We start from the raw sequence: 16,752 nt of genomic DNA on the forward strand, positions 1-16,752 counted from the left end.
AGGAACGAATAAAAATGAATACACATTTGCACGTAACCTCATGGGTGCTGGCATTTATTCTTTTCGTTGTTGTGATTGTACTCAATAAATCGGGTAATGCAAAAGCTGCTAAAATTGTTCAAATGATTCTCCGGCTGGACTATTTACTGATTTTATATTCCGGCGGCGAATTGCTTGCGGCCTATTTTAACGGTCCGCAAATGGGGGAAGCAATCATTAAAGGATTGGCAGGCATCTGGGTGATTTTTGCAATGGAAAATATCAGCTTAAAATCAGGCAGGAATGAGCCGACAAAAAGCTGGTGGATTCAGCTTGCCATTGCCGTTCTTCTGACGCTGATTTTAGGCTTCGGCCGGTTGGGCTTCGGATTTTTGCCATAAGCTTTAGCGGGCTTCGGGACTTCCTGTTGTGGGGGAGTCCTTTTTCATGCTTGTTCGGTTCAGGCAACCTACACGAATGGTTCAAAAATGAATATCGAGTATGAGCCTTCTTTTATATCTACAATCGAAAGAAAGCATAAAAAAGGGGGGACAGGATTTTTTAAATACGTGCCGTGCCCCTTTTTACACGCCGGCTTTGATTATAACAGTAGAAAGTATGATGAAGTATTTTGGACAAATTTGCTTTTTTCATTGACTACAGGTATACGTGGTTAATAATAGGAAAGGGAAGATATTACAAATGAAGGAGAACACATATGAAGCGCCTATTCTTTATAATACTGCTTATGTCACTATTTCCCGGTTTTTCACAAGTGGTGTCGGCAGCTGAACATGAAACAGCCATAAATGGTGAAATCATATACGATATATTGGTTGATCGTTTTAACAATGGTGATACGTCACTGGATGCACAGGTAGACCTGGATGATCCGCTCGCTTATCATGGAGGTGATTTACAGGGGATTACCGATCAACTAGATCATTTACAGGAATTGGGCTATACAACGCTCGTTTTATCACCAATTATGGAAAACGCTCCTGATGGCTATCACGGGTATTGGATTGAGAATTTTTATGAAGTGGACGAGCAATTCGGAACAATGGAAGATTTGCAAAGGCTGGTGGAAGAAGCACATAAACGTAATATGAAAATTGTACTTGAATTCGTGACGAACTATGTTTCCAGCACGCACATGATGGTGGAAGATCCTGGTAAGCATGATTGGATTAAGGAAAACAATCATGCACAGTCTTTCCAATGGCTGGATCAAACGGCTGTGCTGGATCAGTCCAATCCGGATGTACAGCATTTCATAAAGGATGTAGCAGATTTTTGGATTGAGGAAGCGGATATAGATGGTTATAAGTTTCACGCCGCTGATCAGGTCAATCAGGCATTTTTAGACGAATTAACAGCACATATTCGCGGAAATAATCCGGAATTCTATCTATTAGGCCATATTTTGGATGATGAAGCGTATACCGGTGATCTTACCGAAAACACGTCCATCCAGGCGGTGAAAAATCATGCACTCTACACACCTATGACGAATGTGTTTGCCAAGGCAGGCACGCCAATAACGCAGATTTATGAAAAATCGCAAAATAATGGTTTAGAAGGATTAAATTATCTGGACAATCCATACAAAGAACGGTTTACCCAAAAACTGCTGGAAAATGGAAGAACCCCATTAACGACGTGGAAGCTGGCATTAACCTATTTATATACCGCCCCTGGTATTCCCATGATTTATCAGGGATCGGAAATCCCAATGGGTGGTGGGGAATTCCCCGATAATCAGCAGTTAGTGGAATGGAACAGTGCAGATGAAGATCTGGAACAATTCATTAACCGAATTTCTGCCCTCCGATCTGAATTTCCGCCATTACAGCATGGGGACTATGAATTGTTGGGTTCCAGTGGTGCCATGAGTTTATTCAAGCGATCCTATGACGGTGAGTCCGTTTATATTGCCATTAATAACGACACGGAATCGCAAGTCATACCAATTGATGGAATTGAATTGGATCAACAGTTGAAAGGGTTGCTTGGTGATAACCTTGTACGGGCGAATGGAGACGGACAATTCAATATAGGACTCCCTCGGGAGACTGCTGAGGTATATGTTGTTCAGGAGGATACTGGTCTGAACTGGATGGTGATTTCACCAATCGCCGGAACCATGATCGTGTTTATTCTGGGCATAATGTATTTAACCAGAAAACAAAAAAAGCGGGAAGCAGATGCGTAATGCACGGCCCTTTCCCGCTTAATCGGCTGACTCGCTGATTTCATGCCAATTTAACCTCTAATCTATTGAAAGACGAGCACGCACTTATGCATACTCATGGGCTGAAATAGCACCCTGGCGATGAAGGTAATGATAAATTTTCCTGTAGTGATTTATGTCAATATCACCAGTGATGTATTTTTGCTGATAAAAATCCAACAGGGCATTTATGGATTCCGGCGGCTGGTTTCGCTCCGTTTCAAAAATCGTAATTAATTCAAAAATACTCACCCAACCCCTCCTTTACATTTCCGGTTTAGGTTGTCTTACCGGAAATATATGTTGGGGGCAGAAGAATCATGATAGATGATATATTTTTAATGATGGCCATAAAAATCTAGTTCTTGCCGGTGACACGGCACGACCTGTCCAAGTGACAGCTGCCAAATTTTCGCAAAGAAAACACTGACCCAGAAATTCCGGATCAGTACCGATATTACTTATAATCCTTATTTAAAAAGAAAAGGGCAAGTGTTCCTGGACCGGCATGTGCGCCGATGGTTGCGCCGACCATTTCGATCAGAATATCGTCTGTTTTGAATTTCGCTTTGATTAATGCTGCCATTTTTTGTGCTGTTTCGACATCATCACCATGACTGATGCCAATTGTCTGGCTGGAAAAGTCGGTACCGCGCTCTTCCATTATGTCGAGCATTCGGTTCAGCAGCTTTTTGGAGCCACGTATTTTTTCAAGCGGAACCAGTTTACCATCTTCAACATGAAGTATCGGCTTGATTTTAAGAAATGAACCGACAAATGCAGCGGTTTTGCTGACGCGTCCGCCGCGGTAAAGATATTCAAGGTCATCGACGGTAAAAATATGTTCCATGTTTCTTGCATGATATCCTGCTGTTTCAACGATTTCATCACTGTCTGCTCCTTTTTTGGCAAGCTGGGCAGCGCGAAGTACAACAAGCCCGTATCCAATTGATGCACACTTTGTATCAATAACGTGAAGGTCAGCTCCCGGATATGCTTCCTTTACTTCCTGTTCCATCATTTTGGCGGTCTGGTATGTACCTGACAGTTCTGAAGAGAAAGCAAGATACACTAAGGGTTGATTTGCTTGTGCATAGGATGTAAAAATAGCTTTAAAGGATTGCGGTGATACTTGGGATGTTTTGGGGCTCTTTCCTTCCCGCATGGCGTCATAGACTGTTTTTGGCTTGATATCGATACTGTCTTTGAATTCCTCATCCCCCAGATGAACCGTTAATGGTACCATTTCTATGTCATATGTTTTATAATGATCTTCGGACAAATCACATGCTGAATCTGCAAGGATTTTAATCGTCATTTTTTTCACCTACATTCGCTGAAATTATTATTTTTCCCGGTGTAATCGTCCGTAGAACTCCCATCACAGGAACAAAAGGGTAAATCAAATAAGTTCAAGTGGGAGTTAACGCTAACACCCCGATTCTGTTAAACTAACCATCAGTGGGAAAAGACACCCCACTGATGGAAGTTACACTTTACTTTAGTTTAAAGCTATAAAGGCGAATAGTCAAAAAATAATGATAAAAAATAACCATGTGTGCTAAAAAGGAGGGGTTCTGTGTTTTTAGTAGAAGCCAGGCGGATCGTTATTGTCATATTTGGTGCTGTACTGAATGCTTTGTCGCTGAACTTTTTCCTGATTTCAGCAAATGTGTATGCGAGTGGGTTTACAGGTGCAGCACAGCTCTTTGCCAGTATATTTAATGATTTTCTGGGTATTGGTTTATCAACTGGTATTATTTTATTTGTATTGAATATTCCAGTTGCCATATTGGGCTGGTATAAGGTTGGCAAAGGTTTTACCATTTACAGTGTCGTGTCTGTTGCGTTTACAACAATTTTCCTGGAAGTATTGCCTGTTGTGGCGCTTTCTGAAGATATTATTTTAAATGCTGTTTTTGGCGGTGTTCTCGCCGGCACAGGTGTCGGTGTTACACTAAAGCATGGTGCGTCAACCGGCGGGATGGATATTGTCGCAATGGTATTATCCCGGATGAAAGACAGACCGATCGGGACGTACTTTTTGACATTGAATGCCGTTATTATTGCGATGGCCGGTATTCTATATGAACCGGAAAACGCATTGTACACATTATTGACACTGTATGTGACGACTCGTGTGATTGATGCTCTTCACACACGCCATGAAAAAGTAACCGCTATGATCATTACACACAAGGCCGAAGAACTGCAAAAGGCGATCCACGATACAATGGTTCGTGGAATTACCATTCTTCCGGCAAAGGGGGCTTACACAAGGGATGATAAAAGCATGATGTACCTTGTTGTTACTCGTTATGAGCTTTATGATCTTGAACGAATTATCGGTGAAGTGGATCCGAATGCATTTACGAATATTGTACAGACAACAGGCATATTCGGATATTTCAGAAGGGATTAATACTGATGACGATTAGGGGTAAATTTACATAAAAAATATTGATGATGTTAAATGCGATACTGACGCTGGCGGCTTGCGGTGACAGCTGTGACCCATCCGATGAACAAAATGACCGGGGGAAAATGAGCAACGGAAGTAAAAAACAGACAGCAACTAAAAATTGCTGTCTTGATGGTTATGTATCGTATTAGTATCCATATTTTTCAATGACCTCAATGACACGCGGCTTCAGTTCATCCCATTCAACATCAAAGGCTTTATTAACGGTAATGAAGTTTTGATAGCCAAACACGTTATCAACACCGTTTACTTCCATCAGATCATTCAAAATGTCATGTTCGCTTGTATCACCAGGCATTACGGAAATACTGTTATCTCCTTCAAAAATGAGGCTGTCAGTAGTAAATTTCAATGCATTCGGATTTGGTGTAGCTTCAGCTCTTATTCCCATTTTTATTCCCTCCATCGTTATCCATACTTGGGTATATTTTAACAGAAAAATGGATGAAAGGGAAACACCCTTAATCCGGAGATCCGAATAAGGGTGCTCATGCATGTTAGAATCCCGAGCTTCATCAGAATCAATGAATGGCGGATCATTAACATGCCATGAATGAATATCTGCTGAGGTATTGTCTGACCCTCATCTTCAGCGGAGGTTACTGCAGCTGATTGTGTTGTCTTAACTGCTGCTCAAGCTGTTGGAGCTGCTGCTGTTCTTCAGGGGATGCCTGGTTTCTGGCAGTCTGTATCGCATTTTGTGCAGCTTGCTGTTCCTGCTGGTTTGCATTGCCTTGAGCATTCGTTAATTGGTTGACGGCATTTCTGGCGCGCTGCATTAAATTATTTTGCTGCTGTGCCATATTAAACCCCTCCTATCGTGTGGCGGTCAGCTTGTTCCTGTTTGCGTTTTGTATCAGAAAAACGCGACCTGTACGGAAATACTTCATCATGTTTCTTGACGGAATCAGCACTATGGTGGCTGAATCGCCTTGACTTGCTTTGTTTTCCCATCGGCAATTCCTCCCTTGGAATACGCCTTGTTCCAACTGCAAGATTTCCGTTGTACTGTGTTAAAACCAAACAAAATAAGAAGTGAACGCTTTATGCGCTCACTTCTAGTTTGCTCGGCTGTTTACCGAATATGAAAGGAAATTTTTACACTTGGTTTTACAAGCAGTTTTGGTGAACACGTATTTTAGATGGCTTCAGATTGAAGTTTCAAATAATCTTCCAAAAAGATTCCGATCCCATCGTTTTCGTTCGTTTCCGTAACGTGCTTGGCGACTGTTTTCAGCTCGTCGATTGCATTCTCCATTGCAACACCGACACCTGCATAATCAATCATTTCCAAATCATTATCTTCGTCGCCAAATGCAATAATTCGTTCGTTCGGGATATGATAATAATGAGCAATTTTTTGCAGACCTACCGCTTTATTTAACCCTTTTTTGACAATCTCGATTATATTCCATGGTGCACCCCAGTTACGATGTTCAATCAGTTCGGCATGGTAATCATCAAGATGGTTTCGTATTTCCGCAATGTTTTCTTCTTTAGGGTGAATCAATAATGAAGTTGGATCGTCTTTCAGCTTGTTTTTAAGACTTCCGATGGTGAAAGGTGAATCCTGACGGGTTGCCTGAAAAATTTCAATGATTTTTTCATCATAGTGATCCATGTGGATATGATCCATGACCTCTGCGATGATGTTATGCACATTGAGGTCATAGCATGCATCAACGATCCGATGTGCTGTTCTGACCGGCATGGGATTATGCAGCACATCCCATTTGTGATCGGTCGGATGATGGATGAGCGCACCATTGAAGTTTACCATTGGTGTATCAAGTCCGAGCATATGATAGTAGTCAATGCTTGCGCGATGCGGTCTTCCGGTTGCGATCACCACAATATGTCCTTCATTGATGGCTTTATTGATCGTCTGTTTATTGCGTAAACTAATTTCTTTATCATCAGTCAATAGTGTTCCATCCAAGTCCAACGCAATTAGATGTTTTGTTTCCATATATTTCACCTCGTATGCTCTATAGTTTATAAGTGATGGTGCTATATGTAAAGGATTCGTTTGCAATTTACAAAAACTTCATATTATGATAATTAGTATCAACTATTTTATAAGGAAAGGAATCGCCATTTATGATAGGAGTACTTCATAAAACCATCGCAACCATACCATGCTTAGTTATTGTTGATCATACAAAACAAAACGATACATTGCCAACCATTACATATTTTCATGGCTTTACTAGTGCCAAAGAGCATAATTTACCGCTAGCGTATCTACTGGCAGAAAAGGGCTATCGGGTTATTCTTCCGGATAGTATGTATCATGGTGAGCGTGAGCGGGAAATATCCAGCATTAAAAAACAAATATCGTTTTGGGATATTGTCATGAAAAATGTGGAGGAATTGAAAGATATCAGGGACGAATTGGATTCAGAAGATCTTGTGTTGAACGACCGATTTGGTATTGCCGGAACCAGTATGGGCGGGATTACAACCGCTGCAGCTCTTACACAATATCCGTGGATCAAAACAGCAGGAATCTTGATGGGGTCACCAAAAATAACGACTTATGCTAAAACATTGGTAGACAGTTTTAAGAAAATGGGGGATCTGCCTGTTACCGATGATGTAATCAAGGACCTATACGTCCGGCTTGAACAATATGATCTGTCGAAACAAGCCGATACACTGAATGAGCGCCCGGTATTATTCTGGCATGGTGAAAGGGATCCAGTGGTGCCGTTTGACCACTCATATACTTTTTATGAAGATGCTAGACAGTTGTATACCAATCAGGAAAATATTCAATTCATCAAGGAAGCAAATCGTGATCATAAAGTGAGCCGGTATGCTATACTGGAGACGGTTAAATGGTTTAAGAAGCATTTATAGGATGTTTTGAACATGAAGTCGCCACATTCTGTGTAAGTCCCTTATCGTGTGATGCAAATCATTTAAAAATGGGATGATATATGTTTAAATAAAGATATGAACATTGAAGGAGGGGATTGTCATGGATGCAGCTCTCGAGGAAAATATCATGGGTGCGCTTGAAAATGTTATCGATCCTGAGCTGGGTATTGACATTGTCAATCTTGGGCTTGTATATGGCGCTGATATGGATGACAATGGTGTCTGTACAGTTACGATGACGCTGACAGCAATGGGTTGCCCGCTGGCAGGTCATATTGAACAAGATGTCAAGCGCGCACTTGCAGATATTCCTGAAATTGAACAAGCAGAAGTGAATATTGTCTGGGATCCGCCATGGGGTAAAGAAAACATGTCACGCTATGCGAAAATCGCACTCGGTATTCCTGATTAATAAGGCGTGTTTTAAAAGGGAAACCTGAACTAATGGGTATTCGTCAAAAAAGTCACACAAGGTTGATTCAGCAAATGGATCGGCCTTTTTTATAAGATAAGTACAAAATTTACCAGTACATATTTTTGTTGCAAAATAAGTCACGTCCGGCTCCAGCGCCCAGCGACTAGCCGATTTTCTTCACTTCCGTACGATAAGTTAACATCGATTCGCTTTACTTATCGTGTTTCCTTTATCCCCTGCGGTTCAACTCCAGTCCGTACGTCGCTAAAAGGGCGTTTGCGCCTTTGTTCTAAGGCAAATAAAAATTTTTAGGAAGTGTGCGGAGAGGAAAAAATATGCATATTTATCAGATTATCGGGTACAAACGATCCGGGAAAACAACGGTCATGAACGAACTGATCCAGTATTTTTCCGGAGAAGGGCTCAGAGTCGGTTCGTTGAAACATCATGGCCACGGCGGTGAGCCGGATATGGCAGGAGGAACAGACAGCTATCAGCATCATGCGTCTGGTTCAGTTATCAGCGGTGTACAGGGCGCTGAGCTGACACAGCTGAATTTAAAAATGCCGGTTGAACTGCATGATCTGATTCAGATGTATGCCAGGTTCCCGCTTGATTTACTGCTGATTGAAGGCTATAAAATGGAAGTGCATCCCAAAATTGTTTTAATTAAAAGTGAGGAAGACCTGTCGCTTTTACAGCAACTTTCAAATATAATAGCCGTAGGAACGTGGAATATGGGTTTGCGGAAAAATTGGCGCTATCCCGTGTTTGACATGAACAATCTGCAGAATAGCATACCAGCATTGGCTGATGATATAAGAAGGGATTCTGTTGGATAAAAAATTTTGGATAACAAAAGAGCCGATAAATCCTAATGACTGCATCAAGAAAGTCGTCAGGAATGAGGCAGGTGCGGTAAATACGTTTATCGGTACTGTCCGTGAATATACGGATGGCAAGCGGACATTGTTCCTCGAATATCAGGCATACGTGCCAATGGCGGAAAAGAAACTGGTACAGATCGGTAAGGAAATCGAGGAAAAATGGGAAGATGCCGATACCTCCATTGTGCACCGAATTGGACGGCTGGAACTTACCGATATAGCGGTTGTCATCGCGGTGTCAACCCCGCACCGTACTGATGCGTTTGAAGCGAGCCGCTATGCGATTGAGCGGATTAAGGAACTTGTCCCGATTTGGAAAAAAGAACATTGGGAAGACGGAACAAAGTGGCTTGGGGATCAGCAGGAAAAAACATCTTATGCTGCGAATAATCCTTTAAAGGAGGGTATGCGCGATGATTAAAGTTTTATTTTTTGCCGAATTGCAGGAAGCGGCGGGCAGTGAACAGGTGAGTGTGGAAGCAAATGGCTTGTCGGTTAACGAACTGAAAGCAAAATTGTTGTCATCGTATAAGCTGGATAATTTGAATCATGTCATGATTGCAGTCAATGAAGAGTATTCTCCGGAAGATACCGTACTAAAGAGTGGCGATGTTGTCGCGTTCATTCCACCGGTCAGTGGGGGATAGTTATACGTTCTATAATAAAGCTGCTCAATTGAATGCTGTTGGAGATATAAATTCACAAACGAGCGGCTATTAATTCCACATTTTTGGCGTTATCAAAGCTTATGCTGTAATCCAAGCAGTCCGCTTACAGTCAGGCCGGCTATTCAAATAATAAAAAGCGTAAACAGGATGACACTTTTCCTCGTTGATCAATTCTTTTCATGTTGAGACTTTCCGACTGTGTTTGATAAAAAAGCTGTGAACAACATATCAATCCCAACAAAAAAATCACCCCGATGGATAATCTTTCTCCCTAAAACAATTCGTCTTCCAATGCATCGGTATCCAGAACAATCGCACCGGACTTGTCGGTTGTCACCAGATTTTGCATTTTTAGCTGGGTCAGTGTGCGGCTGACGGTTTCACGGCTTGATCCGATCATATTGGCGAGCTCGCGGTTGGTAAACTGGGTGGTCAGTTTGATCAATCCGTCGCTCGTTTCTTTTCCGTAGCCCCGCGAAAGCCGTAATAACAGCATAATAATTTGTTCGTATGTGTTATGAAGAATTTTTTCTTCCAGACGCCCCTGTAAATCAACAATGATATCACCTAGTACTCGAAACAGTTTCACACTAATGTCAGGATAATTTATTAGGAAGTTTTCAAACGATTGAATCGGAATATAAATTAATACTGCTTCTTCTAATACTTTAGCATGTGCGGGGCAATTATCCTGTCTGAAAAAACCCTGGTGCGGAAACATATCGCCCGGCTGCAGTATGTTTACAATCTGTTCTTTCCCATGGAAGTCGGTTTTATAGATTTTAACTTTTCCCTGGTGAATAAAGTAGACATTTGTTAGTGGATCACCTTGCATAAATATGTGTGTGCGGTGTCGATACATACGGTGCTTGGCCAAGTCGATGATCGGTTCAATCTCTATGTCGGTCAGGTCTTTAAACAACGGGAATGTCTGAAGCAGTTTCTGTACCGTACCTGTCTTCATTAAGGTTTCTCCTTTCGTTAACGAGTGCGACCTTATACGTTAATAGTATCATAAAATAAACGTACTTATTGCGGCAATTTGTGACACTTTAATGGGTGTGTGATGAATATCATGCACGTGTCGTGTTTCCGCTCATATCACCATAAACACGAGGTGTTCCAAAATCTCAGAAACCCGGATAAATATAAAGTAAATGTGGTGTGTGTGAATTCCGGCATGTGTGCGGCGGTTCAAGTCACGGGCATACAATGTGACAAGGGAATATATGGAAGTGAACCATATTGTGTTTATATTCCAAAAGCCTGGGGGAACAGCATAGGCGCGAAAGAAGACAAAAGACTTCCAACTTATCAGTAGTTGGAAGTCTTTTACTTTACAAAAATAATATAACCAGAATTCCGGCGGCGAAACAATAATAGGCAAAATACTTCAGGTTACCCTTCGCCATAATGTTCATAAACCATCGTAATGAATAATAGGTGGCAATGATCGACGCCGCAAAGGCTAGAATAGCAGGAATGGCAACAACACTGAACTCACTATCGGTCCCAATGAGATCCCCAGCCGATAACACGGTAATCCCAAGGCTGACCGGTATGTACAAAAGAAATGAGAACCGAAGTGCTGTTTCGGTTTTCATACCGACAAGCATCGCCGCAACGATCGTGGCACCGGAGCGGCTGATGCCGGGCACCAGTGCAACAGATTGGGCCAGTCCGACAATGATAGCGTCACGGACTGTGATGCCACCGTCATTTTTGCGCCCCCTCAGGTTGCGAATAATCCATAAAGCAGCCCCTGTTATGAGCAATGTCACCCCCACAATGGCAACACCGCTCAGCTTGTTTTCAATATAATCCTCAAACAACAACCCGATAATCCCGGTTGGAATTGTCGCGACCACTAAAAACAAGATAAACTGAAAATCATTTTTCGCATCTTCAGCTCGTGTCGTTATGTAGCGAATGCCATTTTCCACAAGACGATAAATATCTTTCCGGTAAATGACCAGTACAGCGATCAGTGAACCGAAATTCACCATGATTTCAAAAGAAAGACCATCGATTCCGACATCAAATAGCTCTCTAACAATGACCAGATGTCCGCTTGATGAGATCGGGATCGGCTCTGTGAAGCCTTGTAGCAGACCAAGAACAATGTATTTGACCAATGTCCAAAATGCTTCAATCGTTTCCATAAAACTTCCTCCCAAGTACGGTCTATTTTCAATCTCAGACATGTCACCAACCTATGGGCATGTGAATAGGATGATTGGTGAGGAGGTTGAAAATATGAACTATAATCAACAACATATGTATGAACTGTGTAAAAAGCATATGCATTCCTATGTCCTGGCCGAAATGAATGATGGTACGCAGGTCGATGGTATTATCACCGGTATCGACGATGAATATGTTTATATGGCAATACCAATAGGTCAGGATAACAACATGGGCTCACATCACCAGCATCACCGTCCATTCGGTTTTGGCGGATTTGGTTATGGATACCCGGGCTACGGATACGGTTTCGGGGGATATCCGGGATATGGACGTCCAAGAAGATTCAGCCGGCTGGTACTGCCATTGGCAGCGTTGACTGCACTAAGCGTCCTTCCTTGGTATTAAACCGTTTGCCAACGGAAAACAAACTCGCTGAATGATCAAACACCCTACCATCCCACCTGAACACTTGTAAAGACGAAACCCTTGCCATCATTACCTTGAGGGCAAGGGTTGATTCAAAAGGCAGCTATTTATTCGGCAAAAAGAATCATGAATGTCGGCTGCATCGCCTTCTCCTCATTTCCGGCATTCGGGCCTCGGGCTAAACGTAATATTGGCCGTGTTCTTTTTAATGTTCGTTTTCAGCTTTTAATACACCCTCACCCAGTACATAAACGACAAGTGTAAGGATGATCGCAACTATTAGTGTGCTTATTGGTTGAAATTCATTACCTGCCATGCTTGTTAATACATATGAAATAACACCACTAATCAGAATTGCCCAGAAAAAAGACCAAAAGAATCGCATGATGTATACACCTCGTTTTTTAAACTTTCCTTATACAGTTTATCAAATCGGTTTGAAAAATAAAAGGATTTGTTTCATGAAGGAGATGATCAATATGGTTGTTTTAGTAGAAAATTGTTTTCATTGGATAGGTTTTCATATCGTGAATCATTTGCTGGAAAATGGTTATAACGTTGATGGGACCGATAAGCTTAACACGGATAAAAAAGAGCATTTGTCAATGTTTGTCGGGCGTCATGAGTTATTCCGCCATATATCACCCCTGGAAAAACGTAACGCGTATGATGCATTCCTTCGAATTGATGATGATGAACTGAAATTGGAAAAAAATCACCCCGTAATCATCAAATTACCCATTATATTCGGGGAATGGATGCCAATGAGTCAGGAGGGCATGTATGTTCAGCATGATTTTATTCGATTTGATTCCGAGCAATTTCTATCGGAAGCTGTATATGTCAAAAACGTTTTAAAAAGCTTGCAGCAGTGGATACATTCATCGGACCTTCCATCAGTTTTGGAGGTCAAATCGTTTCACGATCGCCGAACGGACAATGTAAAACTTGAAAATGCCATCTATATTCGAAACAATAGACCTATAGCAGAAAGCATCAACATCGTCAAAGATCACTATGAAATGTATAAAAAATTTTACTCCCCCCTTAACAAGCAGTAAGCTCCAGCTGTAAAATGTTATGCAACCAAAAAGAGGGGGGAGCAACTGTGTGTACAGGTCCGATTCTGTTCAACTAACATTCAGCGGGAAATGCGCCCGCTGAATGAAGTTTCACTTTACGATGTCATGAAAATGTAATGATTGTTTGCGTTTACGGTGGTCTGTTTAATCGATACAATGCAGGTACAAGCTAAGGAATGGAGTGAAAATGTTGAAGAAGTTACCGATCATCATATTAACGGCTTTCATACTTGTTATTTTATCCGGCTGTGGCGATTCGGGAAATTTGCAAAATGCCGGTATGCTGGTGGAAACGTCTATTGATGATCAGCCGTGGGATCAAAAAGGTTATGAAGGAATGCTTGCGATCGAGGAAGAATTTAATGTTGATGTTTATTATAAAGAGGGCGTCCAAACAGAACAGGATGTGAGAGAAGCTGTTGAAGAATTAGTCAATGATGGTGTGAACCTTATCTTTGGCCACAGCAATACATATGGAACTTATTTTGAAGATATTTCGCAGGCGTATCCGGATATACATTTCGTTTATTTTAATGGGGGACAATTTGCCGAAGATGTAACAAGCATGAATTTTAATTCACATGCTATGGGATTTTTTGCCGGAATGATGGCAGGTGAAATGACCGAAACAAATCATGTCGGGGTGATTGGTGCTTTTGAATGGCAGCCGGAGATAGAAGGATTTTTTGAAGGCGTCTCTTATCAGAATCCGGAAGCAGAAGTGCATTTTAATTATGTGAATGACTGGAATGGCAAAGAAATGGCCATGCAAATGTATGAGACCATGCGGGGTGAGGACGCTGATGTCATTTACCCGGCAGGTAATGCATACAGCGTGTCTGTCATTGAGCAGGCAAGAGGTGATGGCATATATGCCATCGGTTATGTTTCTGATCAATCAGAAATTGATGGGGAAACTGTTTTGACAAGTACCGTGCAGCATGTTGAAGAAATATATACACGAACTGCTGAGAATTTTAATAAAGGTGATCTTCGTGGTGGTGTGATGACGTTTGATTTCCAGGATGATATGATTTCTCTGGGGGAATTCAGTCCGGAAGTCCCTGAAAAATTTCGGGAAAAGATGCGTGAAGAAGTAGAAGCTTATAAGCATACAGGGTTGTTACCGAATGAAAGGGAAATAGAGTAAGTCATTCTTGCACAATTGTAAAGGATGCATTAAAATTAGTACCAAGTCATAAGAATTGCTCTTAATAATAGTGGATAAGGAGATGGGAATATGGGCGTCGGCCTGCTAGGTACCGGGCATTATGTTCCGACTAATGTTGTTTCAAATAAAGATCTTGAAAAAATAGTGGATACAAACGATGAATGGATCAGGACAAGAACAGGAATTGAAGAGAGACGTATTGCCGATGATAATATAGATACATCGGATATGGCGTTTTATGCAGCACAGAATGCATTAAAGGAAGCAAACGTAAAAGCCGAGGACTTGGACATGATCCTCGTTGCAACCGTGACGCCGGATACACCTTTTCCATCTGTTGCAAACACGCTGCAGGATAGATTAGGTGCAGGAAAAATTGCTTCAATGGATGTCAGTGCAGCTTGTGCCGGATTTATGTATGGCGTGATTACCGCTAAACAATTTATTGAAACTAGTGCCTATGAAAAAATTTTAGTGGTTGGTACTGAAAAGCTTTCCAAAATTACTGACTGGACCGATCGAAATACGTGTGTTCTGTTCGGGGACGGTGCCGGAGCGGCTGTTGTCGGACCTGTTTCGGAAGGGAAGGGCATTCTTTCATTTGAACTTGGTTCGGATGGTTCAGGTGGAAAAGATCTCTATCAAAGTAAGGAAACAGACTATATATTTATGAATGGGCGTGAAGTGTTCAAGTTTGCTGTCCGACAAATGCCGGAATCATCGGTCAATGTTGTTGAAAAAGCCGGATATCAGAAAGAAGATGTAGACTATCTGATTCCGCACCAGGCAAACATCCGGATTATGGAAGCAGCCCGTGAACGATTGGGTATTGCAGAAGATAAGATGGCCACTTCGGTCAAAAAGTATGGCAATACATCTTCTGCCTCTATTCCAATTGCTTTATCAGAAGGCGTCAAAAGTGGTAAAATAAAGGATAATGATTTACTCGTTCTCGTCGGTTTTGGCGGAGGATTAACGTGGGGAGCCGTTGCTTTGCACTGGGGCCTTTAATGACTTAAAAGTAAATAGGAGGAGTAGAAATGGTGGAAAGAAGAGTAGTAGTTACCGGTCTCGGAACCATATCCCCTAATGGTAACGATGTCGGTACAATGTGGGACAATGTTGTTTCCGGGAATAGCGGAATCGATGTTATAAGCCGTATTGACCACAGTGAATTGCCAGCATCTGCAGCTGCAGAGGTCAAAGATTTTGATCCGACCAATTATATGGAAAAAAAAGATTCCAGAAAGATGGATTTGTTTACGCAATATGCTGTTGCTGCGGCACGAATGGCAATTGATGATGCAGAGCTTGCGATAGATGAAAGCAATGCCGATCGTGTTGGGGTTTGGGTCGGCTCCGGTATTGGGGGCATGGCAACCTTGGAAGATCAGCACACCAAATTGATGGAAAAAGGACCGCGTCGAATCAGTCCGTTTTTTGTACCGATGATGATCCCGGACATGGCAGCCGGTCAAGTATCCATTCAGCTCGGTGCGAAAGGAATCAACTCTTGTACGACAACGGCCTGTGCTTCTGGTGCCAATTCAATTGGTGATGCGTACAAGGCGATTGAACGCGGAGATGCCGATTATATGATTGCAGGTGGAACAGAAGCGCCCATTACGAACATGGCATTCGCCGGTTTTTCCGCGATGAAAGCATTGTCGACAAATGAAGATCCGAACAAGGCAAGCCGTCCGTTCGATAAAGACCGTGATGGGTTTGTCATGGGTGAAGGTGCAGGTATTGTAGTCCTGGAAACACTGGAATCCGCTATTGATCGCGGCGCACATATTTATGGCGAAATCATCGGTTACGCCGCTACAGGTGATGCTTACCATATTACGGCACCAGCAGAGAATGGGGAAGGTGCAGCACGCGCGATGCAGCAGGCTGTTCAGGATGCCGGCATTTCATTTGAAGAGGTAGATTATATCAATGCGCACGGCACAAGTACAGCTTTAAATGATAAATATGAAACCGAGGCGGTTAAAGCTGTTTTCGGTGGTCATGCAAGGAAATTGGCCTTGACATCAACGAAGGGTGTAACAGGTCATTTACTTGGTGCTGCCGGCGGACTGGAATCTGTGATTTCGGTCAAAGCGATTGATGATGGTGTCATCCCGGCAACGATGAACTACGAGACACCGGATCCGGATTGTGACCTTGATTATGTGCCGAATGAATCAAGAAAGCAGGATATTAACGTCGTTATGAGCAATTCACTTGGATTTGGCGGACATAACGCCACACTGATTTTCAAAAAATATAATGAAGGAAAAAACTGACTGCTTCGGTGGTCAGTTTTTTCATGTCGTCTGTTGATATAGCGGATC

The 16,752-nt window shown here is 42.2% G+C and carries 22 protein-coding genes and 1 pseudogene; 14 read left to right on the forward strand and 9 right to left on the reverse strand.

Annotated features, from left to right (window positions below):
- The first annotated feature begins 14 nt into the window (after positions 1-14).
- The gene (locus BM195_RS03210; protein ID WP_090233537.1) at positions 15-380 is read left to right on the forward strand and encodes a YisL family protein; all 366 of its coding nucleotides are present in this window, start codon (positions 15-17) and stop codon (positions 378-380) included.
- Positions 381-697: 317 nt separating this feature from the next.
- Positions 698-2,194 carry an alpha-amylase family glycosyl hydrolase gene (locus tag BM195_RS03215; protein ID WP_090233541.1) on the forward strand — a complete coding sequence of 499 codons (1,497 nt, stop codon included), beginning with the start codon at positions 698-700 and terminating at the stop codon, positions 2,192-2,194.
- An 84-nt stretch (positions 2,195-2,278) separates the two neighbouring features.
- Here the strand turns inward: BM195_RS03215 and yppF are convergent, their stop codons facing one another.
- Together yppF and BM195_RS03225 are read right to left on the reverse strand one after the other, a co-directional pair.
- Entirely contained in the window at positions 2,279-2,464 is a 186-nt protein-coding gene (gene yppF, locus BM195_RS03220; RefSeq protein WP_090233543.1) for a YppF family protein, read from the reverse strand.
- Positions 2,465-2,669: 205 nt separating this feature from the next.
- Positions 2,670-3,530: a DegV family protein gene (locus BM195_RS03225; protein WP_090233545.1), complete on the reverse strand. Its 861-nt coding sequence runs from the start codon at positions 3,528-3,530 to the stop codon at positions 2,670-2,672.
- A gap of 261 nt (positions 3,531-3,791) precedes the next feature.
- On the opposite strand from BM195_RS03225, the gene BM195_RS03230 reads away from it, so the two are divergent.
- Complete coding sequence (locus BM195_RS03230; protein ID WP_090233546.1) at positions 3,792-4,634, forward strand: YitT family protein; 843 nt, start codon at positions 3,792-3,794, stop codon at positions 4,632-4,634.
- 187 nt (positions 4,635-4,821) lie between these two features.
- On the opposite strand, the gene BM195_RS03235 is transcribed toward BM195_RS03230, so the two are convergent.
- The 4 genes from BM195_RS03235 to BM195_RS03245 form a co-directional block, all read right to left on the reverse strand.
- Positions 4,822-5,085: a NifU N-terminal domain-containing protein gene (locus BM195_RS03235; protein WP_090233548.1), complete on the reverse strand. Its 264-nt coding sequence runs from the start codon at positions 5,083-5,085 to the stop codon at positions 4,822-4,824.
- A 208-nt stretch (positions 5,086-5,293) separates the two neighbouring features.
- Positions 5,294-5,497 (reverse strand): DUF3813 family protein, encoded by a 204-nt coding sequence (locus BM195_RS03240; protein ID WP_090233550.1) that lies wholly within the window; start codon positions 5,495-5,497, stop codon positions 5,294-5,296.
- A gap of 1 nt (position 5,498) precedes the next feature.
- Positions 5,499-5,648, reverse strand: coding sequence for a hypothetical protein (locus tag BM195_RS18190; protein WP_170848133.1), 150 nt, complete (start codon positions 5,646-5,648; stop codon positions 5,499-5,501).
- Between the two features lie 184 nt (positions 5,649-5,832).
- Complete coding sequence (locus BM195_RS03245; RefSeq protein WP_090233553.1) at positions 5,833-6,663, reverse strand: Cof-type HAD-IIB family hydrolase; 831 nt, start codon at positions 6,661-6,663, stop codon at positions 5,833-5,835.
- Between the two features lie 131 nt (positions 6,664-6,794).
- On the opposite strand from BM195_RS03245, the gene BM195_RS03250 reads away from it, so the two are divergent.
- From BM195_RS03250 to moaD, 5 genes are all read left to right on the forward strand, one after another.
- Entirely contained in the window at positions 6,795-7,556 is a 762-nt protein-coding gene (locus BM195_RS03250) for an alpha/beta fold hydrolase (protein WP_090233556.1), read from the forward strand.
- A gap of 121 nt (positions 7,557-7,677) precedes the next feature.
- On the forward strand, positions 7,678-7,989 hold the full coding sequence (locus tag BM195_RS03255; RefSeq protein ID WP_090233558.1) for a metal-sulfur cluster assembly factor: 312 nt from the start codon (positions 7,678-7,680) through the stop codon (positions 7,987-7,989).
- A 338-nt stretch (positions 7,990-8,327) separates the two neighbouring features.
- A complete protein-coding gene (mobB, locus tag BM195_RS03260) occupies positions 8,328-8,834 on the forward strand; it encodes a molybdopterin-guanine dinucleotide biosynthesis protein B (RefSeq protein ID WP_090233560.1) in 507 nt (168 codons plus the stop codon).
- Entirely contained in the window at positions 8,824-9,300 is a 477-nt protein-coding gene (locus BM195_RS03265) for a molybdenum cofactor biosynthesis protein MoaE (RefSeq protein ID WP_090233564.1), read from the forward strand. Before mobB ends, BM195_RS03265 begins: the two co-directional genes overlap by 11 nt.
- Complete coding sequence (moaD, locus tag BM195_RS03270; protein WP_090233567.1) at positions 9,293-9,526, forward strand: molybdopterin converting factor subunit 1; 234 nt, start codon at positions 9,293-9,295, stop codon at positions 9,524-9,526. Before BM195_RS03265 ends, moaD begins: the two co-directional genes overlap by 8 nt.
- A gap of 292 nt (positions 9,527-9,818) precedes the next feature.
- Here moaD and BM195_RS03275 read toward each other — a convergent pair whose 3' ends face one another.
- Positions 9,819-10,511 carry a Crp/Fnr family transcriptional regulator gene (locus BM195_RS03275; protein WP_090233569.1) on the reverse strand — a complete coding sequence of 231 codons (693 nt, stop codon included), beginning with the start codon at positions 10,509-10,511 and terminating at the stop codon, positions 9,819-9,821.
- A gap of 153 nt (positions 10,512-10,664) precedes the next feature.
- Between BM195_RS03275 and BM195_RS18015 the strand changes: the two are divergent.
- A pseudogene (locus BM195_RS18015) lies at positions 10,665-10,868 on the forward strand (hypothetical protein); the annotation flags it as partial.
- A 16-nt stretch (positions 10,869-10,884) separates the two neighbouring features.
- On the opposite strand, the gene BM195_RS03280 reads toward BM195_RS18015, so the two are convergent.
- Entirely contained in the window at positions 10,885-11,700 is an 816-nt protein-coding gene (locus BM195_RS03280; RefSeq protein ID WP_139223968.1) for an undecaprenyl-diphosphate phosphatase, read from the reverse strand.
- Between the two features lie 103 nt (positions 11,701-11,803).
- Here BM195_RS03280 and BM195_RS03285 point away from each other — a divergent pair, with 103 nt between their 5' ends.
- Complete coding sequence (locus BM195_RS03285) at positions 11,804-12,139, forward strand: hypothetical protein (RefSeq protein WP_090233577.1); 336 nt, start codon at positions 11,804-11,806, stop codon at positions 12,137-12,139.
- A gap of 226 nt (positions 12,140-12,365) precedes the next feature.
- On the opposite strand, the gene BM195_RS03290 is transcribed toward BM195_RS03285, so the two are convergent.
- On the reverse strand, positions 12,366-12,545 hold the full coding sequence (locus tag BM195_RS03290; RefSeq protein ID WP_090233579.1) for a DUF2929 family protein: 180 nt from the start codon (positions 12,543-12,545) through the stop codon (positions 12,366-12,368).
- A 94-nt stretch (positions 12,546-12,639) separates the two neighbouring features.
- Here BM195_RS03290 and BM195_RS03295 point away from each other — a divergent pair, with 94 nt between their 5' ends.
- The 4 genes from BM195_RS03295 (at position 12,640) to fabF (ending at position 16,704) form a co-directional block, all read left to right on the forward strand.
- The gene (locus BM195_RS03295) at positions 12,640-13,221 is read left to right on the forward strand and encodes a hypothetical protein (RefSeq protein ID WP_090233582.1); all 582 of its coding nucleotides are present in this window, start codon (positions 12,640-12,642) and stop codon (positions 13,219-13,221) included.
- Between the two features lie 208 nt (positions 13,222-13,429).
- The gene (locus tag BM195_RS03300) at positions 13,430-14,392 is read left to right on the forward strand and encodes a BMP family ABC transporter substrate-binding protein (protein ID WP_342028009.1); all 963 of its coding nucleotides are present in this window, start codon (positions 13,430-13,432) and stop codon (positions 14,390-14,392) included.
- A 90-nt stretch (positions 14,393-14,482) separates the two neighbouring features.
- Entirely contained in the window at positions 14,483-15,424 is a 942-nt protein-coding gene (locus BM195_RS03305; protein WP_090233587.1) for a beta-ketoacyl-ACP synthase III, read from the forward strand.
- A gap of 29 nt (positions 15,425-15,453) precedes the next feature.
- On the forward strand, positions 15,454-16,704 hold the full coding sequence (gene fabF, locus BM195_RS03310; RefSeq protein ID WP_090233591.1) for a beta-ketoacyl-ACP synthase II: 1,251 nt from the start codon (positions 15,454-15,456) through the stop codon (positions 16,702-16,704).
- The last annotated feature ends 48 nt before the right edge of the window (positions 16,705-16,752 follow it).

This window comes from Lentibacillus halodurans (genome assembly GCF_900112045.1).
Classification (GTDB): Bacteria; Bacillota; Bacilli; order Bacillales; family Amphibacillaceae; genus Lentibacillus; species Lentibacillus halodurans.